General features: G+C 78.2%; 2 protein-coding genes. Both read left to right on the forward strand.

Going from position 1 to position 1,810, the window contains the following annotated elements:
- Positions 1 to 1,185 (forward strand): type VII secretion-associated serine protease mycosin (gene mycP / locus GPJ59_RS35930; RefSeq protein ID WP_374201010.1); only part of this gene is annotated, 1,185 nt, incomplete at its 5' end.
- A gap of 2 nt (positions 1,186 to 1,187) precedes the next feature.
- Positions 1,188 to 1,810 (forward strand): SseB family protein (locus GPJ59_RS35935; RefSeq protein WP_219672315.1); only part of this gene is annotated, 623 nt, incomplete at its 3' end.

Below are 1,810 nucleotides of genomic sequence, written 5' to 3' on the forward strand. Positions count from 1 at the left end.
GCCCGGCGCCGCGCGCTGCGCGCCACGGCCGTCGCCGCCCTGCTCGCGGTCGCCGCCGTGACCACCGCCCACCCGGCTGCCGCCGACGTCGAGGACGTCGTCCGCGAACGCCAGTGGGCGCTGACCGCGCTGCGCGCCGAGGAGGCCTGGGGCACCACCCGGGGCGAGGGCGTCACCGTCGCCGTCCTCGACACCGGCGTCGACGCCGCCCACCCCGACCTCGACGGCCAGGTCCTCGACGGCACCGACCTGATCGGCATGGGCGCCACCCGCGGCGACCGCAACTGGGCCCGCCACGGCACCGCCATGGCCGGGATCATCGCCGGCCACGGCCACGGACCCAGCCGCCGCCAGGGCATCCTCGGCATCGCCCCCGCCGCCCGGATCCTGCCGGTCCGGGGGATCCTGGAGGAGGGCGACCCGGGCCGCGCCAAGGCCCGCGAGAACAAGGGCGGCGCGCTCGCCGAGGGCATCCGCTGGGCCGCCGACCACGGCGCCGACGTGATCAACCTCTCCCTCGGCGACGACAGCGCCTCCGCCCACCACGAGGCCGCCGAGGACGAGGCCGTCCAGTACGCCCTGGCCAAGGGCGCGGTCGTGGTGGCCTCCGCCGGCAACGGCGGCCAGGCCGGCGACCACGCCTCCTACCCGGCCTCGTACCCGGGCGTCATCGCCGTCACGGCCGTGGACCGCCGCGGCCGCAAGGCCGCCTTCTCCACCCGCAGCTGGTACGCCACCGTCTGCGCCCCCGGCGTCGACGTCGTCATCGCCGACCCCGACCGCTCCTACTACGAGGGCTGGGGCACCAGCGCCGCCGCGGCCTTCGTCTCCGGCGCCGTCGCCCTGGTCAGGTCCGCCCACCCCGGCCTGTCCCCGGCCCAGATCAAGAAGCTGCTGGCCGACACCGCCGCAGACTCCCCGCCCGGCGGCCGCGACGACGCCCGCGGCCACGGCCTGGTCGACCCGGTGGCCGCACTGCGGGCCGCGGAGGCCCTGCGGCCGCAGGGCGTCCTCCCCGAGCCGGTGCCGTACGCGCAGCAGTACTTCGGCTCCGGCCCCGAACCCCTCCGCCCGGCCGGGCGCCGCTCCGGGCTGCCCGCCCTGGCGGCCTCGGCCGGCGGGCTGGTGCTGCTCGCGCTGGCCGCCGTACTCGCCCGGCGGCGGGGTCGGGATAGGGTCGGGTAACTGTGGCGCAGAAGAACATTCCCGACCCCGGTTTCTCCGACGACGACGGCTCCGCCGATCCGCGGCTGAGCGCGGCCCTGGCCGCCTGGGCCGAGGACCGCTCCCGCGAGCCCGAGGTGCTCGCGGCCCTCGCCGGAGCCCGGCTGCTGGTCCCCGTCGTCGCCGTGCTCGGCGAGGTCGAGATCGACCCCGAGACCGGTCTGAAGCAGGAGAAGACCAGCGACATGGCCGTGCCCACGCTGGTCGCGGGCGACCGCCGGGCCCTGCCCGCCTTCACCTCGACCGACTCCCTGGCCCGGTGGGACCCGGCCGGCCGGCCGGTCGCCGTGCCGCTGCGCCAGGCGCTGGCCGCCCTCGCCCACGAGAAGGCCGACACCCTGCTCCTGGACGTGGCCGGCCCGGTCACGTTCCCGCTGGCCGGCTCCGCCCTGCTGGCCCTCGCCGAGGGCCGCACCGACGCCGACCCGCTGGCCGACCCCGCGGTCACCGGGGCGGTACGGGCGGTGGTGGCCGCCGAGGACGCGGTGCAGCGGGCCTACCTCGGCCCGGCCGGCGCCGACGCGGACGGCATCCTGGCCATCGTGCTGGCCGAGGGCGTGGCCGCGGCCGAGGGCTGTCGCGTATA

The sequence above is a fragment of the Streptomyces bambusae genome (assembly GCF_019400985.1).
Taxonomy (GTDB): Bacteria; Actinomycetota; Actinomycetes; order Streptomycetales; family Streptomycetaceae; genus Streptomyces; species Streptomyces bambusae_A.